Raw genomic sequence first — 24875 nt, forward strand, 5'->3', positions numbered from 1 at the left:
ATGTCCTACGGAAAACCCGCCACTGGACACCGCCGAACCCAAACTCAGATCACCCGCGCCCGAGTCACCCGATCCACCAGATAAACCAACCCGTGATAGTCGATTCCGCTGTTGCTCGACAGCCCGATTTCACACGTACGGCTGGTCGAAATCCCCTCGCTGCAGTACTGCACCGCATCCTTCAAACTGCGCAGCGCATGGCTGTTCAGCTCCGGCGTGGTAAAGCCCTTATCGCCGGCAAACCCACAGCAATGAATCCCCTCGGGGATCACCACCTGCTTGCTGCAACGCCGCGCCAGGTCAATCAGCGCCTGGCTTTCACCGAGGTGCTGAGTGCTGCAGGTGACGTGCACCGCCACCGGCTCCTCCTGCGGGGTGAACTCCAGTCGGTCGACCAGATAGGTACGGATGAAGCGCACCGGGTCGTACAGGTCGAGGCGGGTTTCGCCGAGGTCCTGCACCAGGCGCAAGGTGCACGGGCTGGTGTCGCAGTACACCGGGTCGAGGCCGCCGCGGGTGGCCAACAGCAGGGCGTTGATCAGCTCCTGGCGCTTGTGCTCGGCCTGCTCGGCGTAACCTTTTGACGCAAATGGTTGGCCGCAGCACAGGCTGTCGGCGTTTTCCGGGAATACCACCTGGTAACCGGCTTTTTCCAGCAGGCGTTGGGTTTTGTCCAGCAGCGAGCTTTGTTCGCGGTCGGCGTAGGACGGGCCCATCACCCGCGATACGCAGGCGGCGAGGTACACCACGCGGGGGCGGGCGTCGTTGCTGGCCGGGCCGAAGTCGATGGCGCGCAGCGGTTGCGGCATGGCGCTGGTCCACTGCGGCAGGCGGCCGTTGCTGGCTTTACTTAATGAGGCGCTGATACGTGCGAGGCGCGGCGCACCGAGCAGTTTGCGTGCGCCGTTGGCGGCGGCGAGGGTGAAGCGGGCGCCGCGCAGGGTGGCCTGGAAGTGTTCGGCCAGCCAGTCGGCGGTTTTGCCGTGGTCGGCGGCTTGGCCGCGCAGCTTTTTCACCAGCTCGCCGGTGTTGATGCCGACCGGGCAGCGCTGGGCGCACAGGCCGGTGGCGGCGCAGGTGTCGATGCCCTGGTACTGGAAGTCGCGCAGCAGTTGGCGCACGTCTTCGCCGGCGCGCTTTTTCGCCTGGATGTCGCGCCACATAACGATGCGCTGGCGGGGGCTGAGGGTCAGCCCTTTGGACGGGCACACCGGTTCGCAGAAACCGCACTCGATGCACTTGTCGACGATTTCGTCGGCGGCGGGCAGCGGTTTGAGGTTTTTCAGGTGGATATCCGGGTCTTCACTGAGCACCACGTCGGGGTTGAGGATGCCGTTGGGGTCGAGCAGGCGCTTGAGCTGCCACATCAGTTGGTAGGCGTCTTTGCCCCATTCCAGCTCGACGAAGGGCGCCATGTTGCGGCCGGTGCCGTGCTCGGCCTTGAGCGAGCCGCCGAATTCGACGGCGACCAGTTGCGCGACGTCGTCCATGAAGGCCTGGTAGCGGGCGACTTCGGCAGCGTTGTTGAAGCCTTGGGTGAAGACGAAGTGCAGGTTGCCTTCCAGGGCGTGGCCGAAAATGATCGCCTCGGCGTAGCCGTGTTTGTCGAACAGCTGGATCAAGCGGTTGACGCCTTCAGCCAGGACTTCAACCGGGAAGGTGACGTCTTCGATGATTACTGTAGTCCCGGTCTGACGCACGGCGCCGACGGCGGGGAAGGTGTCTTTGCGGATTTTCCACAGCAGGTTGTACACGGTCGGGTCTTCGCTGAAGTCGACCTTCTGCTCCAGCGGGAACTCGGCAATCGATGCCATGATCAGCCCGAGTTGCTCGTGCAGCAGCGTCTGGCTGGCGGCGCGGGATTCGATCAGCAGGGCGCAGGCGTTGTCCGACAGGGCGCGGACCCATACCGGCATGCCGGGTTTGCTCTGCACCGAGCGCAGGCTGCGGCGGTCGAGCAGTTCGACGGCGGATACCGGTTGGCTTTTGAGTACGGTGACGGCCTTGCAGCAGCTTTCCACGGTGGGGAAGACGATCAGCGCCGAGGCTTTGTGTGGGTGGTCGAGCACGGTGTCGTAGGTCACGGCGCTGATAAAGCCGAGGGTGCCTTCGGAGCCGACCAGCAGGTGCTGGAGAATGTCGAGCGGCTGGTCGTAGTCGATCAGGGCATTGAGCGACAGGCCGGTGGTGTTTTTCAGGCGGTATTTGTGGCGGATTCGCGCAGCCAGTTCAGTATTGGCGCGGGTCTCCTGGCCGAGCCGGGTCAGCTCGGCGAGCAACGCACCGTGGCTGTGCTCGAAGGCGGCGACGCTGGCGGGGTCTTCGCTGTCGAGGCGGGTGCCGTCGGCCAGCACCAGGCGCAAGCCGGCGAGGGTGTGGTAGGTGTTTTGCGCGGTACCGCAGCACATGCCGCTGGCATTGTTGGCGACGATGCCGCCGATCTTGCAGGCGTTGATCGAGGCCGGGTCGGGGCCGATCTTGCGCCCGAACGGGGCCAGCCAGGCGTTGGCTTGGGCGCCGATGACGCCGGGTTGCAGGCGGATCTGCTCGCCCTGGCGGCGGATTTCCTTGCCGTTCCAGCTGTCGCCGAGCACGATCAACACCGAGTCGCTGAGGGCCTGGCCAGACAGGCTGGTGCCGGCGGCGCGGAAGGTCACCGGCACGCGTTCGCGCTGGGCCAGTTGCAGCAGGCCGACCACTTCGTCTTCTGATTCGACGCGCACCACCAGCTGGGGGATCAGGCGGTAAAAGCTGGCGTCGGTGCCAAAGGCCAGGGTCGAAGTTGGGTCGCTGAAGCGGCGGTTGGCGGGGATCAGGCGCTCGGCATCTCTGAGGAACGCGGCAGGCAGGCTCATGCAATCTCCTCGCGGGGCCGTCGCATCTGTGGCGCAACGTGCCCCGGGCAATCAGGCGGTGTGGGGTAGGGCGCGTCAGGCGCCCAGTTCGCGGACCAGCGAGTCGCGGCTGATTTCGCTGATCGACTTGGCGCCGGTCAGCACCATGGCCACGCGCATTTCTTTTTCGAACAGGGCCAGCAGGTTTTTCACCCCGGCTTCGCCGTGGGTGGCCAGCGCCCAGAGGAAGGCGCGGCCGATCAGCACGCTGTCGGCGCCGAGGGCGATCATGCGCACCACGTCGAGGCCGCTGCGGATGCCGGAGTCGGCGAGGATCTTGATGTCGCCTTTGACCGCATCGGCAATCGCCGGCAGGGCGCGGGCGCTGGAGAGCACGCCGTCGAGCTGGCGGCCGCCGTGGTTGGAAACGACGATGCCGTCGGCGCCGAACTTGACCGCATCACGGGCATCATCCGGGTCGAGGATGCCTTTGATGATCATCGGGCCGTCCCAGAATTCGCGGATCCACTCAAGGTCCTTCCACGAGATCGACGGGTCGAAGTTGTTGCCCAGCCAGCCTATATAGTCGGCCAGGCCGGTGGGGTTGCCGCGGTAGGTAGAGATGTTGCCCAGGTCGTGCGGGCGGCCCATCACGCCGACGTCCCAGGCCCATTGTGGGTGGGTCATGGCTTGCAGCACGCGGCGCATCGGGCCGTTGGCGCCGCTCATGCCGGAGTGGGCATCGCGGTAGCGCGCGCCGGGCACGGGCATGTCGACGGTGAAGATCAGGGTTTTGACCCCGGCGGCCTTGGCGCGCTCGAGGACGTTGCGCATGAAGCCGCGGTCTTTCAACACGTACAGCTGGAACCACATCGGCCGGTCGATAGCCGGGGCGACTTCTTCGATCGGGCAAACCGAGACGGTCGACATGGTGAAGGGGATGCCGTGCGCGGCGGCGGCGCGGGCGGCCTGCACTTCGCCGCGGCGGGCGTACATGCCGGTCAGGCCGACCGGGGCGAGGGCGACCGGCATGCTCAGGGTTTCGCCGAACAGCTGCGTCTGCAGGTTGAGTTCGGACATGTTGTTGAGCACGCGTTGGCGCAGGGCAATGCTGGCCAGGTCGTCGACGTTGCGGCGCAGGGTGTATTCGGCGTAGGCGCCACCGTCGGCGTAGTGGAACAGGAACGGCGGCAGCTTGCGCTGGGCCGCGACGCGGTAATCGGTGGAGGCAGAAATGATCATGGATGCTCGCTGCAAAGGTGGTGAGGGGTGGCTGCCGGGCGCAGTCGAGTGCGCCCGGCCCCTGTCACTTTAGTGGTGAACCAGCATGCCGGTGAGCCAGTAGGCTTGCACCAGGGTGATCACGCCGACGATGGTGGCGAAGAACAGGCTGTGTTTGACGGTGAAGCGGAACAGGTCCGATTCCTTGCCAACCAGGCCGGTCGCGGCGCAGGCCACGGCGATCGATTGTGGCGAGATCATCTTGCCGGTCACGCCGCCGCTGGTGTTGGCCGCTACCAGCAGGGTGTCGCTGACGCCGATCTGGTGCGCGGTGGTGGCTTGCAGCGAGCTGAACAGGGCGTTGGACGAGGTGTCCGAGCCGGTCAGGAACACGCCCAGCCAACCGAGGAACGGCGAGAAGAACGGGAATGCCGCGCCAGTGCCGGCCAATACCAGGGCCATGGTCGAGGACATGCCGGAGTAGTTGGTGACGAAGGCGAACGCCAGCACCATGCCGATCGACAGGATTGGCCAGCGCAGCTCCCACAGCACTTCTTTGAAAGTGGTAATACCAGTTTTGAAGTTGATCTTCAGGACCCACATCGAGATCAGCGCCGAGAGGAAGATCGCGGTGCCGGTGGCGGAGATCGGGTCGAGCTTGAACACCGCTGGCATGGCGGTTGGGGCTGCAACGATCGGCGCGGTCTTGATGACCAGCTGGTCGAGGTGCGGGATGGCGAAGTTGAACACGAAGTTGTACATCGCGCCGCCGGGGGCGAACGCGGCCTTGAATGGCTTCAGGGTCCAGATCGTTACCAGCACGGTGAGGATCAGGAACGGCGACCAGGCCTTGAAGATTTCACCGAAGCTGTACGGGGTTGGCTGGCTGCCGCTGGACTGCACCACGGCGGCGCCGACGCTGCCTTGGGCCACGGCCATCGAGCGCTTGGGCTGCCAGACTTTGAGGAACAGGGTCAGCGAGATCAGGCTGGCCAGGGCCGAGGTGATGTCGGGCAGTTCTGGGCCAATGTAGTTGGAGGTGAAGTACTGGGTCACGGCGAAGCTCAGGCCGGCGACCAGGGCGGCAGGCCAGGTTTCTTTGACGCCGCGCAGGCCGTCCATCATGAACACCAGCCAGAACGGTACGAACAGCGACAGCAGCGGCAGCTGGCGGCCGGTCATGGCGCCGATGTGGAAGGCGTCGATACCGGTCACCTGGCCGGCGACGATGATCGGGATGCCGAGCGCGCCGAAGGCGACTGGCGCGGTGTTGGCGATCAGGCACAGGCCGGCGGCGTAGAGGGGGTTGAAGCCCAGGCCGACCAGCAGTGCCGCGGTGATTGCCACGGGGGCGCCGAAGCCGGCGGCACCTTCAAGGAAGGCGCCGAAGCAGAAGCCGATCAGCAGGACTTGCAGGCGTTGGTCGTCGGTGATCGACAGCACCGAGCTGCGGATCACTTCGAACTGGCCGCTCTTGACCGTCAGTTTGTACAGGAACACCGCGGCAACGATGATCCAGGCGATTGGCCACAGGCCGTAGAGGAAGCCATAACCAGCAGCTGCCAGGGCCATGTCGACCGGCATGTTGAAGGCAAAGATGGCGACCAGGATCGACAGGCCGAGGGTGATGCTGCCGGCCACGTGGCCTTTGAGGCGGAATACGGCCAGGGCGAGGAAGAAGAATACGATCGGGATCACTGCCGCCAGCGCGGACAGGCCAAGACTGCCCAATGGGCTATAGATTTGTTGCCAGGTTTGCATGATGGGTTGGCCCCTAATTGTTGTTGGTCAGCACTGGCATTTGATAATTGGTAAGACCAATTTACAATGTCTGGGTGCTAGGGTAAAAGCGTGGCTAGGGCTGTGTCAATTTGTCTCGGGTTGTACTTTGGTGGAATGTCGATGAGTGGCTTGGTTTTAGGGGGGTGGAAATTGTGTCGGGCTTGAGGGTGCTGGGGCTGCTTTGCAGCCCTTTCGCGACACAAGGCCGCTCCTACGCCGACCGCGCAGCCCTCTGACAACGCGGCGATGCTGACGTGACGCGGTCAACTGTGAGCGGCCTTGTGTCGCGAAAGGGGCGCAAAGCGCCCCCGGCAATGCTTGCCAGGATCAAAGCCAGCGAGGCACACGAATACCCAGCTTTTATTACACAACTGATGCGTGTGAGTGCAGGCTGGATAGGCCAAAATAGGCGGCCTCGCTATGTGTGCGAGGGTTTGTGGAGAGTAAGTGATGGTTTTTGATCAGGTTCGCCAACGGCGCCTGTCCGACGACATTGTCGAGCGCCTGGAAGGGATGATCCTTGAAGGTACCTTGACCTCGGGTGAGCGCCTGCCGGCCGAGCGCGCCCTGGCCGAACAGTTCGGCGTGTCGCGGCCATCGCTGCGCGAGGCGATCCAGAAGCTGGTGGCCAAGGGGCTGCTGGTGAGTCGCCAGGGTGGCGGCAATTATGTGGCGGCGTCGCTGGGGGCAACCTTCAGTGACCCGCTGCTGCAGCTGCTTGAGCACAGCCCGGAGGCGCAGCGGGACTTGCTCGAGTTTCGCCATACGCTGGAGGCGTCGTGTGCGTTTTATGCGGCGCAGCGGGCGACCGAGCTTGACCGTGAGCGGCTCAAGGCGGCGTTCGATGAGCTGCAAGATTGTTATTCACGCAAGGCCGAGGTGAGCCGGGCGGAGGAGGGGGCGGCGGATGCGCGGTTCCATCTGGCGATTGCCGAGGCGAGCCATAACGCGGTGTTGCTGCACACCATTCGTGGGTTGTTTGATTTGCTCAAGCGCAACGTGGTGACCAACATTGGCGGGATGTATCAGCAGCGTAGTGAGACGCGGGATATGTTGATTGGGCAGCATCGCGAGCTGTATCAGGCGATTGTTGAGGGTAGGGCAGAGGAGGCTAGGGAGGTTTCCAGCCGGCATATTCTGTATGTGCAGGAGGTGCTTGAGGAGGCGCAGCAGGAGGCGCATCGGGTGGCGCGGGCGGAGCGGCGCAGCGGGCGTTGAGTTAGCGCTGAGAGTGCGGGGGCTGCGCAGCAGCCCCAATGCAGGCAGCACAAATCAGCGAGGAATCAGTCTTCCTTGCCTTTGTTGCGCACGGCCCGCTGCATCTCGCGGTTGGAATCGCGTTCGCGCTCGGTGTCGCGCTTGTCGAATTCCTTCTTGCCCTTGCCCAAGGCGATTTCGCACTTGATCAGGTGCTTGCTCCAGTACAGCGACAAGGCCACACAGGTGTAGCCCTTCTGCGCCACGGCAGCATGCACGCGCTCAAGCTCGCGCTTGTTCAGCAGCAGTTTACGGGTGCGGATCGGGTCAGCGATGACGTGGGTGCTGGCGGCAGTTAGCGGCGCAATGTGGCAACCGAACAGCCAGGCTTCACCGTCCTTGAGCAGCACGTAGCTGTCAGTCAGGTGCGCCTTACCGGCCCGCAGGCTTTTTACTTCCCAACCGGACAGGACCAGCCCGGCCTCGAACTTGTGTTCGATGAAGTAATCGTGACGCGCTTTCTTGTTCTGCGCGATGGTCCCGGTCGGATGTTTCTTTTGCTTAGCCATAGGGGCCGCATTATAGGCAGTCATGGCGTTGTCGGCTACGGGGTTTTCGGTGCGCTTGAGCCTGTCGGGTGAATCCCGGACAATGGACACACTGTGTAACCCACAGAACCTGTTTTCGGTGAGCTGCGAAGTGCTGCCGCCCAGCCTTGGAATCGATGCCTGGATGACTACCCATATTCAACGCTCTGCCCTGCTGCCGTACCCTGCCCAGGCGCTGTATGACCTGGTCAATGACGTCGCCAGCTACCCAGAATTTCTGCCGTGGTGCTCGGCCTCGACGGTGCTCGAGAGCAGCGAGACGAGCATGCGCGCCAAGCTGGAAGTGGCCAAAGGCGGGCTTAGCCAGCACTTTGTTACGCGCAATGTGCTGGTGCCTGGGCAGTCGATCGAGATGAACCTTGAAGAAGGCCCGTTCAGCCAGTTGCACGGCGTGTGGGTGTTCAAGCCGCTGGGTGACAAGGCTTGCAAGATCAGCCTCGACCTGTCGTTTGATTATGCCGGGCCGATCGTGCGCGCCACCTTGGGGCCGCTGTTCAACCAGGCCGCGAATACCCTGGTCGATGCTTTCTGCCAGCGTGCCAAGCAGCTCAACGGCTGACACTTTGGCAAAGCGCAGACACAAAAAAGCCCGAACCTAGGTTCGGGCTTTTTCTTGTGGCCAATCCGCTTACTGCGGATTGGTATCCAGCGGAGCTGGGGTCGGCACCGGTGTGGCTTCGATGGTGTCGATTTCGCGTTGGATCGATTCTTCGGCCGAGCCGCGACGAGCTGGCTTTTCTTCTGGCTGGGTGGGTTGGCCAGGCTGAGCGTCCGGGCTGACGGTAGTATCACCGCTGCCACCGAGGATCTCTTGATCTCGGCTGACGCCAGGCATGAAGTCACCGGACAGACTGACCAGCTGATCACCTTCATTGAAGAAGATGCTCATGCGCTCTTGCTGACGTTTACCGCCACCAGGCTGCAAGCTGTAGAGATAATCCCAACGGTTGGTGTTGAAAGTATCCTGAATCAGCGGGTTGCCCATGATAAACCTTACTTGCCGGCGGGTCATTCCCGGGCGTAATTGGTCTATCATGTCCTGCGTGACGACATTGCCCTGCTGGATGTCGATTTTGTAAACCCCGGGAAACGAGCAACCGGCGAGTGCGAGCAGTCCCACTAGGGTGAGGCTGGTTAGCAAGAGCTTGGACTTTTGCATCGGTGGGCGACTTCCACTATCTTGGCTGGACAACGTAAACCCCGATCATACCCGTATTAAGAGAAGCTGCGAAGCAGCATCGGCGAGAAAGCTGACCATGGTTGAAAATAGCGAACTACGTAAAGCTGGTCTCAAGGTGACACTGCCTCGAGTTAAGATCCTTCAGATGCTCGATTCTACCGAGCAGCGACACATGAGTGCCGAGGATGTCTACAAGGCGCTGATGGAGGCTGGCGAGGACGTCGGTCTGGCCACTGTTTACCGGGTTTTGACCCAGTTCGAAGCAGCGGGCCTGGTGGTTCGCCATAACTTCGACGGCGGCCACGCGGTGTTTGAACTGGCGGATGGCGGTCACCACGACCATATGGTCAACGTGGAGACCAGCGAAGTCATCGAGTTCTTCGATTCGGAAATCGAAAAGCGCCAGAAAGAGATCGTAGCCGAGCATGGCTATGAGCTCGTGGACCATAATCTGGTTCTGTATGTGCGTAAAAAGCGGTAACGATTTAGATCGTTGACGGCTGGCGGGGCAATCTTTCGAGGTCGTGCCCGCCAGTTGTGTTTTTGGGGCTGCTTCGCAGCCCTTTCGCGACACAAGGCCGCTCTTACAGAAAGCGCGGTCATCTGTAGGAGCGGCCTTGTGTCGCGAAAGGGCCGCAAAGCGGCCCCATAGCTTTACTTGCTGGTCACGACCATCTTGCGCGCATGCGCCAGCGATTCTTTGGTCAGGTCAATCCCGCCCAACATCCGCGCCACTTCCTCAACCCGCTCCCGCTTGCCGAGATTGGCCACCGCCGTGTGCGTGGTCTCGCTGTCGCGCACCTTGTGCACAAACAAATGATGATGCCCTTGCGCCGCCACCTGTGGCAGGTGGGTCACGGTCAGCACTTGCCCGCGTTCGCCAAGTCGGCGCAGCAACTGGCCGACAATTTCTGCAGTGGGCCCGCCGATACCGACGTCCACTTCGTCAAACACCAAAGTCGGGATGCGCGAGGTCTGCGCAGTGATCACCTGAATCGCCAGGCTGATCCGCGACAGCTCACCACCGGAGGCTACCTTGGCCAAACCTTTAAGCGGCTGCCCAGGGTTGGCACTGACCAGCAGTTCGATCTGCTCCAGGCCATGAGGCGAAGGCTCGGCACTTTCAAACGGATGCAGCTCGATGCAGAAACGCCCACCCGGCATACCGAGGCGCTGCACTTCCTGCTCGACCGCTGTGGCCAGTTGCACAGCCGCCTGTTTGCGCAGGGCGCTGAGTTCTTGGGCCTTGGTTTGATAGTGCTGGGCATAGGCGGCCAGCTCTTCACCCAGGCGCTCAAGTGACTCGTCACTGGCGTTGAGGCCTTCAAGCTCTTCCATCAAGCGCTGTTGCAGGTGCGGCAGTTCGGTCGGGTGCACGCGGTGTTTGCGCGCCAGCGTATAAATAGTGTCAAGGCGCTCTTCCAGCGCTTGCAGGCGCATCGGGTCGGCGTCGAAGTTGTCGAGGAAGCGATTGAGCTCGCCGACCGCTTCTTCTACCTGGATCTGCGCACTGGCAATCATGGTCGCCGCTTCGTCCAGCGCCTTCGGCCCGCCGGTCACCGCGCTGAGGCGGTTGAGGCTGACGGTCAGGGCGTTGAGCACATTGCCCGAGTCGCTCTCGCTGCATTGATCGATGACCTGGCGGCAGATGCCGAACAGGGCTTCGGCGTTGGTCAGGCTCTTGTGCTCCTGCTCCAGTTGCTCCAGCTCGTTTTCGCCGAGGGCGAGGTTGTCCAGCTCTTCCAGTTGATAGCTCAGCAGCTGTTGCCGGGCGCGTTGTTCGTCGCCGGAGTTGGACAGCCGCTCCAGCTCCTGGCGGGTCTGTCGCCAGCGCTGCGCCGCCAGTTGCACCTGGCGCGAGAGGTCGCTGGCACCGGCATATTCGTCGACCAGGCGGCGGTGAGTGTCGGTTTTCAGTAGCGACTGGTGCTCATGCTGGCTGTGGATGTCGATCAACAGTTCGCCGAGGGCCTTGAGGTCGCCGAGCGGGCAGGGCGTGCCATTTATATAGCCACGGCTGCGGCCTTCGGCGGTGATCACCCGGCGCAGGATGCACAGGCCTTCGCCGTCGAGGTCGCGCTCCTTGAGCCAGACGCTGGCCTCGGGAATGTCGACCAGGTCGAAGGTGGCGAGGATGTCGGCCTTGTCGGCGCCGGGGCGGACCACACCGCTGTCGGCGCGATCGCCCAAGGCCAGGCCGAGGGCGTCGAGCATGATCGATTTGCCCGCGCCGGTTTCACCGGTAATCACACTCATGCCGCGAGACAGCTCGAGGTCCAGGTGTTCGACGATGGCGTAGTTGTGGATGGACAGGTGCACCAGCATTAGGGCGGCTCCCGAAAGGTCAGGTCTGGATATTTATACAGTGCTTTTTGCCTGCCTGACAATATCCATTGGTAGATTGCTTTCGCGCCGATGGAAAACCACCTCAGCCCTTGAAGCTGATTTTTCAGACCCCATATAGCCGTCAACGGAGCGAGCAAGGCTCGCACAACAGAAATTGCGGAGGAGATACCCAATGGCTGACGAACAGCTGGACGAAAACACCCCAAACACCGAAGAAGCAGGTTCTGAGGATCTCGGTACCCGTGTTCAGGTGCTCGAGGAGCAGCTGGCCGCGGCCAAGGATCAATCCCTGCGCGCCGTTGCCGACCTGCAGAACGTGCGTCGTCGTGCCGAACAGGATGTCGAGAAAGCGCACAAGTTCGCCCTGGAGAAGTTTGCCGGCGACCTGCTGCCGGTAATCGACAGCCTAGAGCGCGGCCTGGAACTGTCCAGCGCCGATGACGAAACCATCAAGCCAATGCGCGATGGTATCGAGCTGACCCTGAAGATGTTCAGCGACACCCTCAAGCGCTACAACCTCGAAGCCATTGACCCGCACGGTGAACCGTTCAACGCCGAACATCACCAGGCGATGGCCATGCAAGAGAGCGCCGATGTCGAGCCGAACAGCGTGCTCAAGGTGTTCCAGAAGGGCTACATGCTCAACGGCCGTCTGCTGCGCCCCGCCATGGTGGTGGTCAGCAAGGCGCCTGCGGCAGCGCAACCTTCGATCAACGAACAGGCTTGAAATCTGTTTGGGTGACCCCATCTTAGTGTCAAGCATTCAAGTATTACCGCAGTTGGCCAATGTAGCCGCTGCCAGCTAATTCAGTTTCGGGAGAGTTAACATGGGCAAAATCATCGGTATCGACCTGGGGACCACCAACTCGTGCGTCTCCATCCTGGAAAACGGTAACGTCAAGGTTATCGAGAACGCCGAAGGCGCGCGTACTACCCCTTCGATCATCGCTTACGCCAACGACGGCGAAATCCTCGTCGGTCAGTCGGCCAAGCGCCAGGCAGTCACCAACCCGCACAACACCCTGTACGCGGTAAAACGTCTGATCGGTCGCCGCTTCGACGAAGAAGTCGTGCAGAAAGACATTCAGATGGTCCCGTACAAGATCGTCAAGGCTGACAACAACGACGCCTGGGTTGAAGTAAACGGCCAGAAAATGGCACCGCCACAAATCTCGGCTGAAATCTTGAAAAAGATGAAGAAGACTGCCGAAGACTACCTGGGCGAGCCAGTTACCGAAGCGGTCATCACCGTTCCGGCCTACTTCAACGACAGCCAGCGTCAGGCTACCAAAGACGCCGGCCGCATCGCAGGTCTGGACGTAAAACGTATCATCAACGAACCAACCGCAGCTGCGCTGGCTTACGGTATGGACAAGGCCAAGGGCGATCACACCGTGATCGTTTATGACCTGGGCGGCGGTACCTTCGACGTTTCGGTTATCGAAATTGCCGAAGTCGACGGCGAGCACCAGTTCGAAGTACTGGCCACCAACGGTGACACTTTCCTCGGTGGTGAAGACTTCGACATTCGCCTGATCGACTACCTCGTCGACGAGTTCAAGAAAGAAAGCGGCATGAACCTCAAAGGTGACCCGCTGGCGATGCAGCGCCTGAAAGAAGCCGCTGAAAAAGCCAAGATCGAGCTGTCCTCGAGCCAGCAGACCGACGTCAACCTGCCGTACATCACTGCAGATGCGACCGGTCCTAAGCACTTGAACGTGAAGATCTCCCGCGCCAAGCTGGAATCGCTGGTTGAAGACCTGGTGCAGCGCACCATCGAGCCTTGCCGCATCGCCCTGAAAGACGCCGGTATCGACGTTGGCGCGATCAACGACGTGATTCTGGTCGGCGGCCAGACCCGTATGCCGCTGGTACAGAAGCTGGTTACCGATTTCTTTGGTAAAGAAGCACGTAAAGACGTCAACCCGGACGAAGCCGTTGCCATGGGCGCTGCTATCCAGGGCGCGGTACTGGCCGGCGACGTCAAAGACGTTCTGCTGCTGGACGTCAGCCCGCTGACCCTGGGTATCGAAACCATGGGCGGCGTGATGACTGCGCTGATCGAGAAGAACACCACCATCCCGACCAAAAAGTCGCAGGTGTTCTCGACTGCCGACGACAACCAGAACGCCGTGACCATTCACGTGCTGCAAGGTGAGCGTAAGCAGGCTGGTCAGAACAAGTCGCTGGGTAAATTCGACCTGGCCGACATTCCACCAGCACCACGTGGCGTGCCACAGATCGAAGTAACCTTCGACATCGACGCCAACGGCATCTTGCACGTCGGCGCGAAAGACAAGGCTACCGGCAAGACTCAGTCGATCGTGATCAAGGCCAACTCCGGTCTGTCCGACGAAGAGATCGAGCGCATGGTGCGTGACGCCGAGGCCAATGCCGAGGAAGACCGCAAGTTCGAAGAGCTGGCCGCTGCCCGTAACCAGGGTGACGCGCTGGTCCACTCGACTCGCAAAATGGTTGCCGATGCCGGTGACAAAGTGACCGCGGAAGAAAAAACCGCGATCGAAGCTGCCGTGGTTGCTCTGGAGGCCGCTGTCAAAGGCGACGACAAGGCTGCCATCGACGCCAAGGTCGAAGAGCTGTCCAAGGTCTCTGCTCCGGTTGCCCAGAAGATGTACGCCGAGCAGTCGGCTGAACAGCCTCAGGGCGGCGCCCAGCAGCAAGCCGAGCCGGAAGCCAAGCACGATGACGTGGTTGACGCCGAGTTCGAAGAAGTGAAAGACAACAACAAGCAGTAATCCCTGTTAGTTGTCGGCCAGCTCAACGCCGTTTGGTGTTGAGCTGGTAGGATGTCGCCGCGCGGGGGCTTGCTCCCGCGTTGGTGTGTCTGGAATACGAGAATTTTTACAGCATCTGTCAGGGCGCATGAGTCATGTGTAGCGGCAGGTGCTGGCGGCACGGCGCGGAACGCGCAGAGCTTTGCCGAACGCCCACAAGAGTGCAAATGACCTATGTCCAAGCGTGATTATTATGAGGTCCTGGGGGTCGAGCGCGGCGCCAGTGAGGCTGACCTCAAAAAGGCCTATCGCCGACTGGCGATGAAGTACCACCCGGACCGTAACCCGGGCGACAAAGAATCCGAAGACATGTTCAAGGAGGCCAACGAGGCCTACGAAGTGCTGTCTGATGCGAGCAAGCGCGCAGCGTTCGACCAATACGGTCACGCTGGTGTTGACCCAAGCATGGGTGGCGGCGGTGCAGGCTTCGGCGGCGCCAACTTCTCCGACATCTTTGGTGATGTGTTCAGCGACTTCTTCGGCGGCAGCCGGGGTGGTGGCCGTGGTGGCGCTGCACGCGGCAGCGACCTGCGCTACACCCTGGAGCTGAACCTGGAAGAAGCCGTGCGCGGCACCACGGTCAACATCCGTGTGCCGACGCTGGTCAACTGCGAGCCGTGCGACGGCAGCGGCGCCAAGAAGGGCTCGACCCCGTCGACCTGCCCGACCTGCGGCGGTATCGGCCAGGTGCGCATGCAGCAGGGCTTCTTCTCGGTGCAGCAGACCTGCCCGCGCTGCCATGGCCAGGGCAAGATCATCACCGACCCGTGCGGTTCGTGCCACGGCGAAGGCCGTGTCGAAGAGTACAAGACGCTGTCGGTCAAGGTCCCGGCTGGGGTCGATACCGGCGACCGCATTCGCCTCTCCGGCGAGGGCGAAGCGGGCGCCCATGGCGGCCCGACTGGCGACCTGTATGTGGTGATCAACGTGCGTGAGCACGCGATCTTCCAGCGTGACGGCAAGCACCTGTACTGCGAAGTACCGATCAGCTACACCGATGCCGCTCTGGGTGGCGAGCTGGAAGTGCCGACTCTGGATGGTCGGGTCAAGCTGAGAATCCCCGAAGGCACCCAGACCGGCAAGCAGTTCCGCTTGCGTGGCAAGGGCGTCGCGCCGGTGCGTGGCGGTGGTGCTGGTGACCTGCTGTGCCGGGTTGCGGTGGAAACCCCGGTCAACCTCAGCCGCCGTCAGCGTGAGCTGCTCGAAGAGCTGCGTGCCTCGCTCGAAGGTGACAGCTCCCATTCGCCCAAGGCCAACGGTTGGTTCGAGGGTGTGAAGCGCTTCTTCGGCGATCTCTGACAAGGAACAGGCTATGCGACGTATTGCGGTAATGGGTGCAGCAGGGCGGATGGGCAAGATCCTCGTCGAGGCTGTGCAGCAACAGGCGCCAAGCGCCGGCCTCACGGCTGCCATCGACAAGCCCGACAGCTCGCTGGTCGGCGCGGACGCTGGCGAGTTGGCGGCCCTGGGCCGGATCGGTGTGACCATCTCGGGTGACCTGGCCAAGGTCGCTGATGAGTTCGACGTGCTGATCGACTTCACACACCCGTCGGTGACCCTGAAGAACCTGGCGTTCTGCCGCAAGGCGGGCAAGGCCATGGTCATTGGTACGACCGGGTTCTCGGCAGAAGAGAAACTGCTGCTGGCCGAAGCCGGTAAAGACATCCCGATCGTGTTTGCCGCCAACTTCAGCGTTGGCGTCAACCTGTGCCTGAAGCTGCTCGACATCGCTGCCCGGGTGATGGGTGACGAGGTCGACATCGAGATCAGCGAAGCGCACCACCGGCACAAGGTCGATGCACCGTCGGGTACCGCGCTGCGCATGGGTGAAGTGGTTGCTCAGGCGCTGGGTCGTGATCTGCAGGAAGTGGCGGTGTATGGCCGTGAAGGCCAGACCGGCGCGCGTGATCGCAAGACCATTGGTTTTGCTACCGTGCGGGCGGGTGACATCGTTGGCGACCATACGGTGCTGTTTGCTGCCGATGGTGAGCGCGTCGAGATCACCCACAAGGCTTCGAGCCGCATGACCTTCGCCAAGGGCGCGGTGCGTGCAGCGTTGTGGCTGGATGGGCGGGCGCCTGGGCTGTATGACATGCAGGATGTGCTTGAGCTGCACTGATTAGGTTTGGCTTTAGATTGCTGGGGCTGCGCAGCGGCCCCAGGATTTCCACCCCTGTCGCCAATCTGTGCATTTTCGACACATGCGCGGTAGACCAAAATCACTGTTTTCTGTAAGCTACAGCTTTAGTGTGTTCACTAAAAGCGCGCAGAGATATTCAGCACATGAAGCGGGGTGACGTGTCCATACGTCACTCCGCTTTTTTGCAACCTGCGATCGCCCTTTCAGGCTTTATTTACGGGAGGTCTTCTTGACTAAGCCAGCCATACTCGCCCTTGCTGATGGCAGCATTTTTCGCGGTGAAGCCATCGGTGCCGACGGCCAGACTGTTGGAGAGGTGGTGTTCAACACCGCTATGACCGGCTACCAGGAAATCCTTACAGACCCTTCCTACGCCCAGCAAATCGTTACCCTGACTTACCCGCACATCGGTAACACCGGTACCAACCCGGGCGACGCAGAATCCGACCGCGTCTGGTCGGCTGGCCTGGTCATCCGTGACCTGCCGCTGGTTGCCAGCAACTGGCGCAAGACCCAGTCGCTGTCCGAATACCTGAAAGAGCACAACGTGGTTGCCATCGCTGGCATCGACACCCGTCGCCTGACCCGCATCCTGCGTGAGAAGGGCGCTCAGAACGGCTGCATCCTGGCCGGTGACAACATCAGCGAAGAAGCCGCCATCGCAGCTGCCCGCGGCTTCCCGGGCCTGAAGGGCATGGACCTGGCCAAAGAAGTTTCCACCAAAGAGCGCTACGAGTGGCGCTCCAGCGTGTGGGACCTGAAAACCAACGACCATGCCGAAATCGCCGCTGCCGACCTGCCGTACCACGTGGTTGCCTTCGACTACGGCGTCAAGCTGAACATCCTGCGCATGCTGGTTGCGCGTGGCTGCCGCGTGACCGTGGTGCCTGCGCAAACCCCGGCCAACGAAGTCCTCGCGCTCAATCCGGACGGCGTGTTCCTGTCCAACGGCCCAGGCGATCCTGAGCCATGCGACTACGCCATCCAGGCGATCAAGGAAGTGCTCGAGACCGAGATTCCGGTGTTCGGCATCTGCCTCGGCCACCAGCTGCTGGCCCTGGCCTCCGGCGCCAAGACGGTGAAAATGGGTCACGGCCACCACGGTGCCAACCACCCAGTGCAAGACCTCGACACCGGCGTTGTCATGATCACCAGTCAGAACCACGGTTTTGCTGTTGACGAAGCGACCCTGCCAGGCAACGTGCGGGCGATCCACAAGTCGCTGTTCGACGGTACCCTGCAGGGCATCGAGCGCACCGACAAGAGCGCCTTCAGCTTCCAGGGTCACCCTGAGGCAAGCCCTGGCCCGACTGACGTCGCGCCGCTGTTCGATCGTTTCATCGATGCCATGGCCAAGCGCCGCTGAGCATTCGCCATCCAGGCCCCGGAGCAGCCTTGGCTGCGTCCGGCAGCGCCTGACCTGAGCATGTTCAAGCCGGCTTGCCGACTGACCCGCGGATTTGAGTGAGCACCCAATGCCAAAACGTACAGACATTAAAAGCATCCTGATTCTCGGCGCTGGCCCGATCGTTATCGGCCAGGCCTGCGAATTCGACTACTCCGGCGCCCAGGCGTGTAAAGCGCTGCGCGAGGAAGGCTATCGCGTCATTCTGGTGAACTCCAACCCAGCCACCATCATGACCGACCCGGCCATGGCCGACGCCACCTACATCGAGCCGATCAAATGGCAGACCGTTGCCAAGATCATCGAGACCGAGCGTCCGGACGCGCTGCTGCCAACCATGGGCGGCCAGACCGCTCTGAACTGCGCCCTGGATCTGGAGCGCGAAGGCGTTCTGGAAAAGTTCGGCGTAGAGATGATCGGTGCCAACGCCGACACCATCGACAAGGCTGAAGACCGCTCGCGTTTCGACAAGGCCATGAAGGCCATCGGCCTTGAGTGCCCGCGTTCGGGTATCGCCCACAGCATGGACGAAGCCAACGCAGTGCTCGAGAAGCTAGGCTTCCCGTGCATCATTCGCCCGTCGTTCACCATGGGTGGCACTGGCGGCGGCATCGCCTACAACCGTGAAGAGTTCGAAGAAATCTGCGCTCGCGGCCTCGACCTGTCGCCGACCAAAGAGCTGCTGATCGACGAATCGCTGATCGGCTGGAAAGAGTACGAGATGGAGGTTGTCCGCGACAAAAAGGACAACTGCATCATCGTTTGCTCGATCGAAAACTTCGATCCGATGGGCGTGCATACCGGTGACTCGATCACCGTGGCGCCAGCACAGACCCTGACCGACAAGGAATATCAGATCATGCGCAACGCCTCGCTGGCGGTGCTGCGCGAAATTGGTGTTGAAACCGGCGGTTCCAACGTTCAGTTCGGTATCTGCCCGGACACCGGCCGTATGGTCGTGATCGAGATGAACCCACGGGTTTCCCGTTCCTCGGCGCTGGCCTCGAAAGCCACTGGCTTCCCGATCGCCAAGATCGCCGCCAAGCTGGCGGTGGGTTACACCCTCGACGAGCTGACCAACGACATCACTGGCGGCCGTACCCCAGCGTCGTTCGAACCGTCGATCGACTACGTCGTGACCAAGCTGCCGCGCTTTGCCTTCGAGAAATTCCCGAAAGCCGACGCCCGCCTGACCACGCAGATGAAGTCGGTCGGTGAAGTCATGGCCATCGGCCGGACCTTCCAGGAATCCCTGCAGAAAGCCCTTCGCGGCCTGGAAGTCGGTGCGTGCGGCCTTGACCCGAAAGTCGACCTGAGCAGCCCTGAAGCCGCCAGCATCCTCAAGCGCGAGCTGACCGTGCCAGGCGCCGAGCGTATCTGGTACGTCGCCGACGCCATGCGCTCGGGCATGACCTGCGACGAAATCTTCGCTCTGACCGGTATCGACCACTGGTTCCTGGTGCAGATGGAAGACCTGATCAAGGACGAAGAGAAGGTCAAGACCTTGGCCCTGTCGGCCATCGACAAAGACCTGATGCTGCGCCTCAAGCGCAAGGGCTTCTCCGACCAGCGTCTGGCTGTACTGCTGGGTGTGACCGACAAGACCCTGCGTCGCCACCGCCACAAGCTGGAAGTGTTCCCGGTGTACAAGCGCGTTGACACCTGCGCCGCCGAGTTCGCCACCGACACCGCCTACCTGTACTCGACCTACGAGGAAGAGTGCGAGGCCAACCCGTCGACCCGCGACAAGATCATGATCCTCGGTGGCGGCCCGAACCGTATCGGCCAAGGCATCGAGTTCGACTACTGCTGCGTACACGCAGCCCTGGCGCTGCGTGAAGACGGGTACGAGACCATCATGGTCAACTGCAACCCGGAAACCGTATCCACCGACTACGACACCTCCGACCGCCTGTACTTCGAGCCGCTGACGCTGGAAGACGTGCTGGAAGTGTGCCGCGTCGAGAAGCCAAAAGGCGTGATCGTCCACTACGGTGGCCAGACTCCGCTGAAACTGGCTCGCGCTCTGGAAGAAGCCGGCGTGCCGATCATCGGTACCAGCCCTGACGCCATCGACCGCGCCGAAGACCGTGAGCGCTTCCAGCAGATGGTGCAGCGCCTGAACCTGCTGCAGCCGCCTAACGCCACCGTGCGCAGCGAAGAAGAAGCGATCCGCGCTGCCGGCGTGATCGGTTACCCGCTGGTGGTGCGTCCTTCGTACGTACTCGGCGGCCGCGCCATGGAAATCGTCTACGAACTGGACGAGCTCAAGCGCTACCTGCGTGAAGCGGTGCAAGTGTCCAACGACAGCCCGGTGCTGCTCGACCACTTCCTCAACTGCGCCATCGAGATGGACGTGGATGCGGTCTGCGACGGCACCGACGTGGTCATCGGCGCGATCATGCAGCACATCGAACAGGCCGGCGTTCACTCCGGTGACTCGGCGTGCTCGCTGCCACCGTACTCGCTGCCGGCTCACGTGCAGGACGAAGTGCGCGAGCAGGTCAAGAAGATGGCACTGGAGCTGGGCGTGGTTGGCCTGATGAACGTGCAGCTGGCCCTGCAGGGCGACAAGATCTACGTGATCGAAGTCAACCCGCGCGCCTCGCGTACCGTACCGTTCGTGTCCAAGTGCATCGGCACCTCGCTGGCGATGATTGCCGCCCGCGTCATGGCCGGCAAGACCCTCAAGGAAATCGGCTTCACCAAGGAAATCATTCCTAACTTCCATAGCGTCAAGGAAGCGGTGTTCCCGTTCGCCAAGTTCCCAGGGGTTGACCCGATCCTTGGCCCTGAGATGAAATCCACAGGTGAAGTCATGGGTGTCGGCGACAGCTTCGGTGAAGCCTTCGCCAAAGCCCAGATGGGTGCCAGCGAAGTACTGCCAACCGGCGGCACTGCGTTCATCAGCGTACGTGACGACGACAAGCCACAAGTGGCTGGCGTTGCCCGCGACCTGATCAACCTCGGCTTTGAGCTGGTTGCCACCGTTGGCACCGCCAAGCTCATCGAAGCCGCCGGCCTGAAAGTACGTCGCGTGAACAAAGTGACCGAAGGTCGCCCGCACGTGGTCGACATGATCAAGAACGACGAAGTGTCGCTGATCATCAACACCACCGAAGGCCGTCAGTCGATCGCCGATTCCTACTCGATTCGTCGCAATGCGCTGCAGCACAAGATTTACTGCACCACTACCATTGCGGCCGGTGAAGCCATCTGTGAAGCGCTGAAGTTCGGCCCGGAAAAGACCGTGCGGCGCTTGCAGGATCTGCACGCAGGACTCAAAGCATGAGCATTACCAAATACCCGATGACCGTCCAGGGCGCTCGCGCCCTGGAAGAAGAGCATCTGTTTCTGAGCAAGACCGAGCGTCCGCGCCTGAGCCAGGCAATTGGTGAAGCGCGCGAGCTGGGCGACCTCAAGGAAAACGCCGAGTACCATGCCGCCCGTGAGGAGCAGGGCATGGTCGAAGCGCGGATCCGCGACATCGAAGGCCGTCTGCAAAACGCCGTGGTGATCGACGTGACCACCATCCCGCATTCGGGCAAGGTCATTTTCGGCACCACCGTCGAGCTGGCCAACACCGAAACCGACGAGCGCGTGACGTATCAGATCGTTGGTGAAGATGAAGCCAACGTGAAACTCGGCAAGCTCTCGGTCGGTGCACCAATCGCCCGCGCCATCATCGCCAAGGAAGAAGGCGATACTGTCGTGATCAAGACGCCTAGCGGCACGGTCGAGTACGAGATTGTCGAAGTCAAACACATCTGATCGGCGCCTGCGGGCGCCTTCCCTCGAAGGGATTCTCTGGCAGCTGTCCCAGGTGTTCTGGGTCGGCGGCCTGTGGGTATTCCATGTAGGGCTGGTGCCCGCACTCAAGGTCACCGGGCTTGCGCCGTTGCTGGTGCAGGACGTCGCAACGCAGATCGACCGTTGGTTGGTCGGTGTGGCCTGGTTGGGTTTGATGGTGCAGTTGGCGGTGCTGGCGAGGGTCGATGGCCTGCCGGCCTGGTGGCGGCAGTTTCGCGGGCAGATGTTGTTGCTCGGCTTTGCTGCCTGCGTCAGCTATTACACGCTACGCTACGGTATATCCGTAGGTGAGCGCTGGCAGATGTTCTGCTTTTTGGTATTGGGCTTTTCCGGCATCGTGCTGGTAGCCCAGCCCGTCCCGGTCAGGGCGCGCCAGGCGCGCCGCTGAGCGGAGCCACCGTCACTTGTTGCGGTGGATGTTCGAGAGTTGCTTGTTTGGCTGTGGGTTCTTGCGGTAGATCAGCGCTTTTTTGCCGATGGTCTGCACCAGTTCAGCACGGCCAGCCTTGCACAGACCGGCGATCGCGGCTTTGCGTTCTTCGCGATCTTCCGAGCGAATTTCGACTTTGATCAGCTCATGGTCAGCCAGAGCGCGATCCAGTTCGGCGATCACGCCTTCGTTAAGACCGTTGCCGGCGACAATCAGGACCGGCTTGAGGTCGTGACCAATAGACTTGTACTGCTTCTTCTGCTCGTTGTTGAGCGGCATAATCTGACCCTTTTCGTCTGATTCTGTAAAATTGGAAGCCATTTTACCCGAGCGCCCGTGGCTGCGCCCAGTCAATCACGAAGCTATTCATCGAGGTGCCCCTTGGTACAGCGTTCCAAAAGCAGCCAGAACTGGCTGACAGAGCATTTCAACGACCCTTTCGTCAAGCAGGCGCAGAAGGACGGCTACCGCTCGCGTGCGAGCTACAAACTGCTGGAGATCCAGGAAAAAGACCGTTTGATCCGTCCTGGCATGAGCGTGATCGACCTCGGCGCAGCGCCAGGTGGCTGGTCGCAGGTGACCAGTCGTCTGATTGGTGGCAAGGGCCGCCTGATCGCGTCCGACATTCTCGAGATGGACTCGATCCCGGATGTCACCTTCATTCACGGCGATTTTACCGAGGATTCGGTACTGCAGAGCATTCTTGCCGCGGTAGGTGATTCGCATGTGGACCTTGTGATTTCCGATATGGCCCCCAACATGAGTGGTACGCCTGAAGTAGACATGCCCAAAGCCATGTTCCTCTGCGAGTTGGCACTTGATCTGAGCACCCGGGTGTTGCGCCCAGGCGGAGATTTCGTGATCAAGATCTTCCAGGGTGAGGGTTTTGATGTGTTCCTCAAGGACGTGCGTCGCAAATTCGACAAGGTACAGATGCGCAAGCCGAGCTCGTCCCGAGATCGCTCCCGTGAGCAATACATGGTGGCGAAAGGCTTCAAAGGGGCGTGAGATAGCGGCTTGAGCAGCTGCCGATAGGTAAATCCAATCAGCCGCTGCGTCAGGATCGTCCGAACTTCGTGTAGTCTGGTTTCACAAAGGGTTACAGACGGTGCCTGCGGTTGCGCAGGTAATGTAGTAAGTTAGGGCGATGAATATCATGCGAGGCACGGCTGCGTCGTTGCGCCGACCTCAGAGGGTAGCTAATTGAACGACATGGCAAAGAATCTGATCCTGTGGTTGATCATCGCTGCCGTCCTTGTGACGGTGATGAACAACTTCTCCAGCCCGAACGAGCCGCAAACCCTCAACTATTCTGACTTCATTCAGCAGGTCAAGGACGGTAAGGTCGAGCGCGTCACCGTCGACGGTGCCATCATTACCGGCAAACGCTCTGACGGCGACACCTTCAAGACCGTGCGTCCGGCAATCGCCGACAATGGCCTGATCGGCGACCTGGTCAACAACAACGTGGTTGTTGAAGGCAAGCAGCCTGAGCAGCAGAGCATCTGGACTCAACTGCTGGTTGCCAGCTTCCCGATTCTGGTGATCATCGCGGTGTTCATGTTCTTCATGCGCCAGATGCAGGGCGGTGCCGGCGGCAAGGGCGGGCCGATGAGCTTTGGCAAGAGCAAGGCGCGGCTGCTATCGGAAGATCAGGTCAAAACCACCTTGGCTGACGTCGCCGGTTGCGACGAGGCCAAGGAAGAAGTCGGCGAGTTGGTCGAGTTCCTGCGCGATCCGGGCAAGTTCCAGCGCCTGGGCGGCCGTATCCCGCGTGGCGTGCTGATGGTAGGCCCGCCAGGTACCGGTAAAACCCTGCTGGCCAAGGCCATTGCCGGTGAAGCCAAAGTACCGTTCTTCACCATTTCCGGTTCCGACTTTGTCGAAATGTTCGTGGGTGTCGGTGCAAGCCGCGTTCGCGACATGTTCGAGCAAGCCAAAAAACACGCGCCGTGCATCATCTTCATCGATGAAATCGATGCCGTCGGTCGCCACCGTGGCGCCGGCATGGGTGGTGGTCACGACGAGCGTGAGCAGACCCTCAACCAGTTGCTGGTCGAGATGGACGGCTTTGAAGGCAACGACGGCATCATCGTGATTGCCGCGACCAACCGCCCTGACGTACTTGACCCTGCGCTGCTGCGTCCTGGTCGTTTCGACCGTCAGGTTGTGGTGGGCTTGCCAGATATCCGTGGCCGTGAGCAGATCCTCAAGGTGCACATGCGCAAAGCGCCGATTGGCGACAACGTCAATGCCGCTGTGATTGCCCGTGGTACTCCAGGCTTCTCCGGTGCCGACCTGGCCAACCTGGTTAACGAAGCCGCGCTGTTTGCCGCACGTTCGAGCAAGCGCGTCATCGAGATGAAAGAATTCGAGTTGGCCAAAGACAAGATCATGATGGGCGCCGAGCGCAAAACCATGGTCATGTCCGAGAAAGAGAAGCGCAACACCGCGTTCCACGAAGCGGGTCACGCCATCGTTGGTCGTGTCGTGCCTGAGCATGATCCGGTCTACAAGGTATCGATCATTCCACGTGGCCGCGCCTTGGGTGTGACCATGTTCCTCCCTGAGGAAGACCGTTACAGTCTGTCCAAACGTGCCCTGATCAGCCAGATTTGCTCGCTGTACGGCGGCCGTATCGCCGAAGAGATGACCCTGGGCTTCGATGGCGTCACCACCGGTGCTTCCAACGACATCATGCGTGCCAGCCAGATCGCTCGTAACATGGTTACCAAGTGGGGCCTGTCGGAAAAACTCGGCCCGCTGATGTACGCCGAAGAAGAAGGCGAAGTGTTCCTCGGTCGCAGTGCCGGTGCACAGCAGACCAGCGTTTCCGGCGAAACCGCCAAGCTGATCGACTCTGAAGTGCGCAGCATCATCGACCACTGCTACGCCACGGCCAAGCAGATCCTCACCGAGAATCGCGACAAGCTCGACGCCATGGCCGAGGCCTTGATGAAGTACGAAACCATCGATGCCGATCAGATCGACGACATCATGAATGGCCGTACCCCGCGTGAACCTCGTGATTGGGATAACAACGATACCGGTCCATCGGGTACGTCGGCCTCCCAGGATGATCGTCCGGAGTCGCCGATCGGCGGTCCAGCGGCTCAAATCTAAGGTT

The 24875-nt window shown here is 61.3% G+C and carries 20 protein-coding genes; 13 read left to right on the top strand and 7 right to left on the bottom strand.

Translation table 11 applies throughout. The features are described 5' to 3' along the window. Nucleotides 1-44: 44 nt before the first annotated feature. The 3 genes from FW789_RS21900 to FW789_RS21910 form a co-directional block, all read right to left on the bottom strand. Complete coding sequence (locus tag FW789_RS21900) at nucleotides 45-2855, bottom strand: FAD-binding and (Fe-S)-binding domain-containing protein (protein ID WP_446432039.1); 2811 nt, start codon at nucleotides 2853-2855, stop codon at nucleotides 45-47. A gap of 75 nt (nucleotides 2856-2930) precedes the next feature. Beyond that, entirely contained in the window at nucleotides 2931-4076 is a 1146-nt protein-coding gene (gene lldD, locus FW789_RS21905) for an FMN-dependent L-lactate dehydrogenase LldD (protein ID WP_446432040.1), read from the bottom strand. Between the two features lie 69 nt (nucleotides 4077-4145). Beyond that, nucleotides 4146-5816: a lactate permease LctP family transporter gene (locus FW789_RS21910; RefSeq protein ID WP_150571223.1), complete on the bottom strand. Its 1671-nt coding sequence runs from the start codon at nucleotides 5814-5816 to the stop codon at nucleotides 4146-4148. Between the two features lie 471 nt (nucleotides 5817-6287). On the opposite strand from FW789_RS21910, the gene FW789_RS21915 reads away from it, so the two are divergent. Next, nucleotides 6288-7055 (top strand): FCD domain-containing protein, encoded by a 768-nt coding sequence (locus FW789_RS21915; protein WP_103438614.1) that lies wholly within the window; start codon nucleotides 6288-6290, stop codon nucleotides 7053-7055. A 65-nt stretch (nucleotides 7056-7120) separates the two neighbouring features. Here FW789_RS21915 and smpB read toward each other — a convergent pair whose 3' ends face one another. Next, complete coding sequence (smpB, locus tag FW789_RS21920) at nucleotides 7121-7603, bottom strand: SsrA-binding protein SmpB (protein WP_101322174.1); 483 nt, start codon at nucleotides 7601-7603, stop codon at nucleotides 7121-7123. A 163-nt stretch (nucleotides 7604-7766) separates the two neighbouring features. On the opposite strand from smpB, the gene FW789_RS21925 reads away from it, so the two are divergent. Next, entirely contained in the window at nucleotides 7767-8201 is a 435-nt protein-coding gene (locus FW789_RS21925) for a type II toxin-antitoxin system RatA family toxin (protein ID WP_101323113.1), read from the top strand. Between the two features lie 69 nt (nucleotides 8202-8270). Here FW789_RS21925 and FW789_RS21930 read toward each other — a convergent pair whose 3' ends face one another. After that, nucleotides 8271-8801 (bottom strand): outer membrane protein assembly factor BamE domain-containing protein, encoded by a 531-nt coding sequence (locus FW789_RS21930; RefSeq protein WP_207074230.1) that lies wholly within the window; start codon nucleotides 8799-8801, stop codon nucleotides 8271-8273. 97 nt (nucleotides 8802-8898) lie between these two features. Here FW789_RS21930 and fur point away from each other — a divergent pair, with 97 nt between their 5' ends. Continuing rightward, nucleotides 8899-9303 carry a ferric iron uptake transcriptional regulator gene (gene fur / locus FW789_RS21935; RefSeq protein ID WP_103438612.1) on the top strand — a complete coding sequence of 135 codons (405 nt, stop codon included), beginning with the start codon at nucleotides 8899-8901 and terminating at the stop codon, nucleotides 9301-9303. A gap of 173 nt (nucleotides 9304-9476) precedes the next feature. Here the strand turns inward: fur and recN are convergent, their stop codons facing one another. After that, a complete protein-coding gene (gene recN, locus FW789_RS21940) occupies nucleotides 9477-11147 on the bottom strand; it encodes a DNA repair protein RecN (protein WP_446432041.1) in 1671 nt (556 codons plus the stop codon). 193 nt (nucleotides 11148-11340) lie between these two features. On the opposite strand from recN, the gene grpE reads away from it, so the two are divergent. The 8 genes from grpE to FW789_RS21980 all read left to right on the top strand — a co-directional run bounded on the left by grpE (nucleotide 11341) and on the right by FW789_RS21980 (nucleotide 21706). Continuing rightward, nucleotides 11341-11895: a nucleotide exchange factor GrpE gene (grpE, locus tag FW789_RS21945; RefSeq protein WP_446432042.1), complete on the top strand. Its 555-nt coding sequence runs from the start codon at nucleotides 11341-11343 to the stop codon at nucleotides 11893-11895. A 100-nt stretch (nucleotides 11896-11995) separates the two neighbouring features. Next, nucleotides 11996-13924 carry a molecular chaperone DnaK gene (dnaK, locus tag FW789_RS21950; protein WP_101322169.1) on the top strand — a complete coding sequence of 643 codons (1929 nt, stop codon included), beginning with the start codon at nucleotides 11996-11998 and terminating at the stop codon, nucleotides 13922-13924. A 213-nt stretch (nucleotides 13925-14137) separates the two neighbouring features. Next, the gene (dnaJ, locus tag FW789_RS21955) at nucleotides 14138-15262 is read left to right on the top strand and encodes a molecular chaperone DnaJ (RefSeq protein ID WP_103438609.1); all 1125 of its coding nucleotides are present in this window, start codon (nucleotides 14138-14140) and stop codon (nucleotides 15260-15262) included. A 13-nt stretch (nucleotides 15263-15275) separates the two neighbouring features. Then, nucleotides 15276-16082, top strand: coding sequence for a 4-hydroxy-tetrahydrodipicolinate reductase (gene dapB, locus FW789_RS21960; RefSeq protein ID WP_103438608.1), 807 nt, complete (start codon nucleotides 15276-15278; stop codon nucleotides 16080-16082). Nucleotides 16083-16332: 250 nt separating this feature from the next. After that, nucleotides 16333-17469 (top strand): glutamine-hydrolyzing carbamoyl-phosphate synthase small subunit, encoded by a 1137-nt coding sequence (carA, locus tag FW789_RS21965; protein ID WP_340612711.1) that lies wholly within the window; start codon nucleotides 16333-16335, stop codon nucleotides 17467-17469. 109 nt (nucleotides 17470-17578) lie between these two features. Continuing rightward, a complete protein-coding gene (carB, locus tag FW789_RS21970; protein WP_103438607.1) occupies nucleotides 17579-20800 on the top strand; it encodes a carbamoyl-phosphate synthase large subunit in 3222 nt (1073 codons plus the stop codon). A 2-nt stretch (nucleotides 20801-20802) separates the two neighbouring features. Beyond that, the gene (gene greA / locus FW789_RS21975) at nucleotides 20803-21279 is read left to right on the top strand and encodes a transcription elongation factor GreA (protein WP_103438859.1); all 477 of its coding nucleotides are present in this window, start codon (nucleotides 20803-20805) and stop codon (nucleotides 21277-21279) included. Further along, nucleotides 21257-21706 (top strand): MFS transporter, encoded by a 450-nt coding sequence (locus tag FW789_RS21980; protein WP_101322164.1) that lies wholly within the window; start codon nucleotides 21257-21259, stop codon nucleotides 21704-21706. The genes greA and FW789_RS21980 overlap by 23 nt, the downstream gene beginning before the upstream one ends. 12 nt (nucleotides 21707-21718) lie before the next feature. Here the strand turns inward: FW789_RS21980 and yhbY are convergent, their stop codons facing one another. Next, nucleotides 21719-22027: a ribosome assembly RNA-binding protein YhbY gene (gene yhbY, locus FW789_RS21985; RefSeq protein ID WP_101322163.1), complete on the bottom strand. Its 309-nt coding sequence runs from the start codon at nucleotides 22025-22027 to the stop codon at nucleotides 21719-21721. Between the two features lie 102 nt (nucleotides 22028-22129). On the opposite strand from yhbY, the gene rlmE reads away from it, so the two are divergent. Both rlmE and ftsH read left to right on the top strand, forming a co-directional pair. Continuing rightward, a complete protein-coding gene (gene rlmE, locus FW789_RS21990; protein WP_101322162.1) occupies nucleotides 22130-22756 on the top strand; it encodes a 23S rRNA (uridine(2552)-2'-O)-methyltransferase RlmE in 627 nt (208 codons plus the stop codon). Between the two features lie 204 nt (nucleotides 22757-22960). Then, nucleotides 22961-24871, top strand: a complete 1911-nt coding sequence (gene ftsH / locus FW789_RS21995) for an ATP-dependent zinc metalloprotease FtsH (RefSeq protein WP_103438606.1) — start codon at nucleotides 22961-22963, stop codon at nucleotides 24869-24871. Nucleotides 24872-24875: the final 4 nt, after the last annotated feature.

Source organism: Pseudomonas sp. 1121_17 (genome assembly GCF_052850745.1).

Coding starts and splice junctions, on each gene's coding strand:
- FW789_RS21900 (WP_446432039.1), bottom strand. CDS start 2,855: ATGAGCCTGCCTGCCGCGTTCCTCAGAGATGCCGAGCGCCTGATCCCC.
- lldD (WP_446432040.1), bottom strand. CDS start 4,076: ATGATCATTTCTGCCTCCACCGATTACCGCGTCGCGGCCCAGCGCAAG.
- FW789_RS21910 (WP_150571223.1), bottom strand. CDS start 5,816: ATGCAAACCTGGCAACAAATCTATAGCCCATTGGGCAGTCTTGGCCTG.
- FW789_RS21915 (WP_103438614.1), top strand. CDS start 6,288: ATGGTTTTTGATCAGGTTCGCCAACGGCGCCTGTCCGACGACATTGTC.
- smpB (WP_101322174.1), bottom strand. CDS start 7,603: ATGGCTAAGCAAAAGAAACATCCGACCGGGACCATCGCGCAGAACAAG.
- FW789_RS21925 (WP_101323113.1), top strand. CDS start 7,767: ATGACTACCCATATTCAACGCTCTGCCCTGCTGCCGTACCCTGCCCAG.
- FW789_RS21930 (WP_207074230.1), bottom strand. CDS start 8,801: ATGCAAAAGTCCAAGCTCTTGCTAACCAGCCTCACCCTAGTGGGACTG.
- fur (WP_103438612.1), top strand. CDS start 8,899: ATGGTTGAAAATAGCGAACTACGTAAAGCTGGTCTCAAGGTGACACTG.
- recN (WP_446432041.1), bottom strand. CDS start 11,147: ATGCTGGTGCACCTGTCCATCCACAACTACGCCATCGTCGAACACCTG.
- grpE (WP_446432042.1), top strand. CDS start 11,341: ATGGCTGACGAACAGCTGGACGAAAACACCCCAAACACCGAAGAAGCA.
- dnaK (WP_101322169.1), top strand. CDS start 11,996: ATGGGCAAAATCATCGGTATCGACCTGGGGACCACCAACTCGTGCGTC.
- dnaJ (WP_103438609.1), top strand. CDS start 14,138: ATGTCCAAGCGTGATTATTATGAGGTCCTGGGGGTCGAGCGCGGCGCC.
- dapB (WP_103438608.1), top strand. CDS start 15,276: ATGCGACGTATTGCGGTAATGGGTGCAGCAGGGCGGATGGGCAAGATC.
- carB (WP_103438607.1), top strand. CDS start 17,579: ATGCCAAAACGTACAGACATTAAAAGCATCCTGATTCTCGGCGCTGGC.
- yhbY (WP_101322163.1), bottom strand. CDS start 22,027: ATGCCGCTCAACAACGAGCAGAAGAAGCAGTACAAGTCTATTGGTCAC.
- ftsH (WP_103438606.1), top strand. CDS start 22,961: ATGGCAAAGAATCTGATCCTGTGGTTGATCATCGCTGCCGTCCTTGTG.